Genomic DNA, 6,683 nt, shown 5'->3' with positions numbered 1-6,683 from the left:
GATATTCTTTTACCGCTTTCAGCTTTAGTTCTGTTGAATACTTCTTGTTCTTATGACTTCTTCTTGGCATAAAATTACCCCCTTAGTGTAGTCTCGAAATTTTTGTTTTTTCGAGTGTCTACTCTAAGGGGATTATATCATACACGATAAGAGGCGGCTTTTTATCCGTCCTGTCGGGCAGTATAAGCTGTATGGTCAGGGAAATATCGCCTCGGGAAATATATTCTATATCCTGTATCATATGCATTTCGTTATTGTCGGCAATGTTTTCGAGCAGTATCATTCCGTCAGATGAAGCTGTGCTTCTCGGAAACTTTTCTCTCGGTATATTTAACGGTTCGATCATTGTATCGCTCCTTTTATCCTGATATATTTATTATAACAGCAAAATGTTCACAAGTCAATAAACGGCGATACCGTCAAAAATAAATTTCCTACCCGACTGCGGCGAATATTGTGACCGTTCTGTATAAAATCAGCAGCTTTCCGAAAGATATATCTGCACTCTGCTCCGGATTGCCTGTGCGGCTTTCTCTGAGGTGATAACGCCGGAAAAATATCTATCGGCTTCCTCGGTTATGATGTCTCTTACGGTGGAATTGTATTTATTGACACCCTCGGCGGAGGCTATTATATCGTTTATCTTCTCTATATCCTTTTCCGACGGCTCGCCTATGTCATATGCGCCGCTTGAGAGCATCATCTGTCCCATCATAACTATGGGGTCATAAACTCTGTCGGACTTGTGAGCCATTGCCTGCTTTGCTTTTTTCTCCTGTGAATCTGTTCTCACAGAAAAGCTGTCCGTATAGTCCTGATATTCGGGAAGAAGAAGGGTACGCACAAACTGCCAAGCTCCCTCTTTTTTATCCGAAGAGGTCACAGCAAAGCCTGTTTCAATGGAAAATGAAGAGCCTGAGCCGGAGTCGCAGGGAAATCCCACAGCGGTGACAGGCTCACCGAAATTCTCGTGTTCAAGGGCATAGATATCGCCGTAATCCGTAAGATAGGATATGAGCAGCAGAGAGCTTTCATCGGAATACATTGTCTGATAACGGCTCCAGAAGCTGTCGTCAAAGTAAGTGTCAAGGTCAACAGAGGACATATATTCATTTGCATATTCCAGAATATTTATAAAATATTCCGAAGTGAAATCGCAGGTGCCCTTTTCCGTATCAATAAAGCGGTCGCCCGACATACAAAGAGCATAATCAAGGATATCGTTCTTGCAGGAGCCGGGAAATATTTCCGTACCCTCAGGTCTGCCTGCCGCAATATTTTTAAGTTCCTGAACGGTTATGCCGCTTTTGTCTCCGAATATGGAAGTCTTGCCCAGAACGGTGAAAAGCTTGAAGCGGTCGGTGAATGTGTACAGCTTTCCGTCATTTTCGCAGGCTTTAAGGAGATTTGGAAGAAAATCCTCCCGTGAAAGCTCGGGGTCGCTGTCAATAAGCTCATACATATCCGCAAAAAGCCCCTTTGAAGCGTAAACGTCCGAGGGCGTGCCGCTGCCTATCATAAGTATATCGGGGACCTTGCCCGAAAGCATATCCATATTCAGCGCCTGAGTGTCATCGTAGGCATATGTCCTGAGAGTGACCTTGTATTCCCCGCTATGGCGGTTAAAGGTTACCGCCTGATTTTTAATATACGGGTCAAGGCTGTATTCGTCGCCTGTAAGCACAAGCTCCGTCTTTTCCGCAGGCTTTTCATCGGTGAGGTAAACATTGTAAACGCAGGGCTTTTCCGAGGGATATGCTTTGCCGCCGCAGAGAAAACCCTTCTCTCCGGGAAATACCTTTGATATCTCCATTACGCTTACTCCGCTGTCTATCCAGTCGAGAACGGTCTCCTTTGTACCTGCGGAAAGGTCGAGAGCGAAAAGCGATACACCGTCGCTCATAAACAGTTCCGTTTCACCGAAGCCGTTTATGGGAAAAGCGTTCTGATCGTACAGACTGTCAAAAGGCAGGGCAACGGCGCTGACAGGCTCGGAGGAAGTTATATCTATTTTTTTAGGCTCAAAACCATCACCGCCCCAGCCCCAGGCATAAATTGAACCCGAAGCTCCCCTTACCATTGTCCAGACGTTCATACCATTATCGGTAACGTTTTTGATAAAACTGCCGTCATATCCGAAAACGGCTATCATATCATAACAGCTTACATATATCCCGTCGGGAGCGGCGATGATCTCACGGGGATAAAAGCCGCTCTCTTTCAGTTCCGACGGGATATTTTCAAGGCTTACGGAGGACTGCTCATTTCCGTTCATATCAATTTCTTTGAGAAAATGCTTCTCCTCGTCTCCCGAATATTCGGAAAGGATATAATACCCCTGTCCCTCAGCGGTAAAATCGGGACAGGTAAGGCTTATATTGCCCGAGGCAAGAAGTACGGGAGACTGTTCTGTGCCGTCGGAAGATATGCTGCCCAGATAATAGTCCGCTTTTCCGCTTTCATCGGTATATTCCATATTGCAGGAAAGATAGTAAAGCCTGTCCGAAACGGGACTGTAGGAATAACCCTGAAGCTCGCCGCTTACTTCACTTTGGGACAATGTCTGCTCGCTGCGGTATAAGGGAAGTATTTCTCCGCCGCTCTCCTCGGGCAGTTCGGAGCTTTTGGCGCAGGCTGTGAGCATTGCTGCGGCGGTAAGACAGAGAAGAATTTTTTTGTTCATTTTTATGTGACCTTTCTTTTTTTATTATATGGATAAACTGTATCGGCAATATATTAAAGTTTATCATTCCAACAGGCATTTGTCAAGTATTTCCCCCTACGGTAATGAATTACAAAAGTTTACTATTCGGTTAAAATACCGTTCTATCTTTCATAAAAAAAAACACCCGTCATAAATAATACGTTTTAAATCGGCAGAATGTTTCATTTTCAAAAAAATAAAAACGGCTCCACACCAAAACGATGTGAAGCCGTTAAAGATCCGTGAAAGTTTATCAGCCTGCGGGCCAGGTAAATTCTCTGCCCGAGAGAACGTGGAAATGCAGGTGCTTTACGGTCTGTCCTGCGCAGTCGCCGCAGTTGGAGACTACACGGAAGCCTTCGGTCATTCCCATATCCCCCGAAAGCTTTGCGATCACCTCAAAAATGTGAGCCACAACAGCCGAATTTTCGGGAGTTATCTCAGCCGCAGAGGTGATATGCTCCTTGGGGATAACAAGGAAATGTACTGGAGCGGTGGGAGCAATGTCGTTGAAGGCATAGCAAAGCTCGTCCTCGTAAACCTTTGTTGAGGGTATCTCACCCTTGATTATTTTACAGAAAAGACAATCGTCCATAGCTCTGTCCTCCATTACTTGATAAATTCGGCAAGAATGCTGTCAAATGCGTTGATAGCTTCGTCTATCTTGTTCTTGTCGCCGATACCCGCCATAGCCATATCGGGACGGCCGCCGCCCTTGCCGCCTGTTATCTCTGCAGCAGCCTTGACGATCTTGCCTGCGTTTGCGCCCTTTGCAATAGCAGCCTTGGAGCAGGCACAGAGGAATTTGGGCTTCTCGTCGGCGGTTCCTGCCATAAGGAGAATAAAGGGTTCATCAATGTTCTTAACGCCGTCGGCAAACTTCTCGTACATATCCGAGCCAACATTTGAAAGCATATTTGCCATTACCTTAACGCCGTTTACCTCACGGCAGTTCTTGATTATCTCCTCAAAAATGCCGTCTGCAATGCGCTTCTTGAAGGCTTCGTTCAGCTTCTCAAGCTCCTTGTTGGACTCAAGAACAGCAGTAAGCTTTTCTTCAAGCTGGGACATATCGCCTACCTTGAGTATACGTGCAGTCTCTCTCACTCTGTTCTCAGCTTCGGTAAGAATTTTCAGCACGCCGCTGCCCGTAACGGCTTCGATACGTCTTACGCCCGAAGCAACGGAGTTCTCGCCGATTATCTTGAACAGTCCGAGACGAGCGGTGTTGTCGATATGTGTACCGCCGCAGAATTCAACGGAAACGCCCTTTGCTTCAACTACACGGACGATATTTCCGTACTTCTCGCCGAAGAGTGCCATTGCGCCAAGCTTCTTAGCCTCCTCAATGGGCATTTCGGTCATTGTAACGGGGATAGCTTCAAAAATATCCTTGTTAACGATAGCTTCGATCTCAGCAAGCTGCTCGTGGGTAACGGCTTCAAAGTGGGAGAAGTCGAAACGGCAGCGTTCATCGTCAACATAAGAGCCTGCCTGATGAACGTGGTCGCCAAGCACCTTTCTGAGCGCCGCCTGGAGAAGATGTGCAGCGGTGTGGTTTCTCATAATAGCATAACGTCTTTCCGTATCAACGGAGGCAGTTACACTGTCGCCCTTTCCGAGACCGCCCATTTCCATTGTACCGAAATGGAGATACTGTCCCTTGGAGGTCTTTTTAGTGTCGGTAACGGCAAAGCGGCTCTCACCGATAGTGATAACGCCTCTGTCACCTACCTGTCCGCCGCTCTCGGCATAGAAAGGAGTCTTGTCAAGAATAACAACAGCGTCGTCACCCTCGGAAAGCTCGGTTATCTCTTCGCCGTCTTTGAAAATTGCAAGCACCTTTGCGCCGATCTCAAGCTGAGAATAATCATAGCCTGTAAACTCGGTCTTGGGCAGGTCAAGATTGCTCATTTTATCCTCGTCCCAGGAAGAACCGCTCTTAGCGTCGTGATCGGCACGTGCAATTGCCCTTGCATCGGCAACACACTTCTTGAAGCCCTCCTCGTCCACGGAAACGCCCTTTTCTGCGGCAATTTCCATAGTAAGGTCAATGGGGAAACCGTAGGTATCTGAAAGCTTGAATGCGTCCTCGCCCGAGAGCATACCGCCCTTTTCAATGGAGGAAAGCATCTTGTTAAGAATTTCCATACCTGCGTCAACGGTCTTTGCAAAGCTCTCTTCCTCGTTGAGAATAAGCTTCTTGATATATTCACGCTTTTCATCAAGCTCGGGGTATGCACACTTGTTTTCGTCAATAACGGTATCAACTACCTTGTAAAGGAAAGGCTCGTTAATGCCTAAAAGTCTGCCGTGACGTGCGGCACGTCTCAGAAGTCTGCGGAGAACATAGCCTCTGCCTGTGTTGGAAGCTGTAACGCCGTCTCCCACCATAAATGTAGTGCTTCTGATATGGTCGGTGATAACTCTGAGGGAGATGTCCGACTTCTCGTTGTTTTTGTAATTTACGCCTGCAATGCGGCTGATGTGCTTCATAATGTTCTGAACGGTGTCAACCTCGAAAAGGTTGTCCACGCCCTGCATTGCGCAGGCAAGACGCTCAAGACCCATACCCGTATCAATGTTCTTGTGAGCCATTTCAGCATAATGACCGTTTCCGTCGCTGTCATACTGGGAGAATACAAGGTTCCATATCTCGATAACTCTGTCGCACTCGCTTGCCTGCTCAAAGCTCTCGAAGGGACCGTAGCTTTCGCCTCTGTCGAAGTGAATTTCCGAGCAGGGACCGCAGGGACCGCTGCCGTGCTCCCAGAAGTTGTCGGCTTTTCCGAGACGGATAATTCTCTCCTTGGGAATGCCGATATCGTTCATCCATATCTGCTCTGCCTCGTCATCGCTCTCGAAAATGGTTATCCAGAGTCTGTCGGCAGGTATCTCAAGAACGCCCGTTAAGAATTCCCAAGCCCAGGCAATGGCTTCTTTCTTGAAATAATCGCCGAAAGAGAAGTTGCCCAGCATTTCAAAATATGTGCCGTGACGGGCAGTTTTGCCCACACGCTCGATATCGGGTGTACGGATACACTTCTGGCAGGTGGTCACTCTTACGTTGGGAGGTGTCTCGGTGCCCAGGAAGAATTTCTTCAGGGGCGCCATTCCGCTGTTTATGAGCAGCAGGCTGTTATCTCCCTGAGGGATAAGGTTTGCGCTTGCCATTCTTGTATGATTTTTGCTCTCAAAAAAAGATAAATACTTCTCACGGAGCTCGTTAAGACCTGTCCATTTCATTACATTAAGACTCCAATCTGTATATCGGGGCATATTTCTCCCGATTTTATTTACATACATCAGTTATTATAGCAAATTTTACAGCGGTTGTCAATAAGCGGAATGAACGGAATTGCATTTTTTGAGAATTTTTTAGCGTGATAAAGTGATTTTATATTTAAGTAGTATAAACAGCTTGATAAATCGTAATATGTCGGTCTGATTATTTGGCTTATATATAATTTTGCTTAAACCTGTTAGATAGTATGCAAAGGGACAACCTAAGGGGAGGGGAAAGAAATAAACCCAACAAAAATGCGGACTTTCCCCTCCCCTACGGTTTTCCCTCAGAAACCCTTGGTTTCAGATCTCTTTCCCTACCCCCTCCCCTTTCCCGCATTTTTACAGTTATGCTTGAGCCTTAAAGTTTTGAGCCTTATATTTGGTTTTGTTCGAGGCATTTCACCTCGTCATTCCTTTTTTGCGGTTCCCCATTGCCTGTTATGGGGCATACGTCAACTCAGTTTAGGCTTGAAGTTGGAATTTTTTTATCGGATCCAAACCACAGATCTAAACCGCATAGGCGTATGCTCCACCCCGATATGCGGGGAACCGCAAAGAAGGGATGTCGTGGTAAAAAAGTCAGAACGAAATCAAGAAAAGGACTCGTAAAAACGAGAAATAACAAATATGTAAAAATGCGGGAAAGGGGAAGAGGGTAGGGAAAGAGGTCGCAAGGGGAAAACCGTAGGGG

General features: G+C 46.5%; 4 protein-coding genes. All 4 read right to left on the bottom strand.

From position 1 onward, the window contains the following. Positions 1 to 118: 118 nt before the first annotated feature. Positions 119 to 346, bottom strand: coding sequence for a hypothetical protein (locus ACR0QN_RS13790; protein ID WP_432651802.1), 228 nt, complete (start codon positions 344 to 346; stop codon positions 119 to 121). A gap of 129 nt (positions 347 to 475) precedes the next feature. Then, complete coding sequence (locus tag ACR0QN_RS13785; RefSeq protein ID WP_432651801.1) at positions 476 to 2,683, bottom strand: ABC transporter substrate-binding protein; 2,208 nt, start codon at positions 2,681 to 2,683, stop codon at positions 476 to 478. A gap of 274 nt (positions 2,684 to 2,957) precedes the next feature. After that, complete coding sequence (locus ACR0QN_RS13780) at positions 2,958 to 3,299, bottom strand: histidine triad nucleotide-binding protein (RefSeq protein ID WP_432651800.1); 342 nt, start codon at positions 3,297 to 3,299, stop codon at positions 2,958 to 2,960. A 14-nt stretch (positions 3,300 to 3,313) separates the two neighbouring features. Next, positions 3,314 to 5,950 carry an alanine--tRNA ligase gene (gene alaS, locus ACR0QN_RS13775; protein WP_432651799.1) on the bottom strand — a complete coding sequence of 879 codons (2,637 nt, stop codon included), beginning with the start codon at positions 5,948 to 5,950 and terminating at the stop codon, positions 3,314 to 3,316. Between the last annotated feature and the right edge of the window lie 733 nt (positions 5,951 to 6,683).

Source organism: Huintestinicola sp. (genome assembly GCF_050874005.1).
Lineage (GTDB): Bacteria > Bacillota > Clostridia > Oscillospirales > Ruminococcaceae > Huintestinicola.
The sequence above is the reverse complement of the archived record's forward strand: the minus strand, read 5'-3'. Positions and strand labels throughout refer to the sequence as shown.

Excerpts from the sequence above, each read along its gene's own strand:
- ACR0QN_RS13790 (WP_432651802.1), bottom strand. The coding sequence starts at position 346 with ATGATCGAACCGTTAAATATACCGAGAGAAAAGTTTCCGAGAAGCACA.
- ACR0QN_RS13785 (WP_432651801.1), bottom strand. The coding sequence starts at position 2,683 with ATGAACAAAAAAATTCTTCTCTGTCTTACCGCCGCAGCAATGCTCACA.
- ACR0QN_RS13780 (WP_432651800.1), bottom strand. The coding sequence starts at position 3,299 with ATGGACGATTGTCTTTTCTGTAAAATAATCAAGGGTGAGATACCCTCA.
- alaS (WP_432651799.1), bottom strand. The coding sequence starts at position 5,950 with ATGAAATGGACAGGTCTTAACGAGCTCCGTGAGAAGTATTTATCTTTT.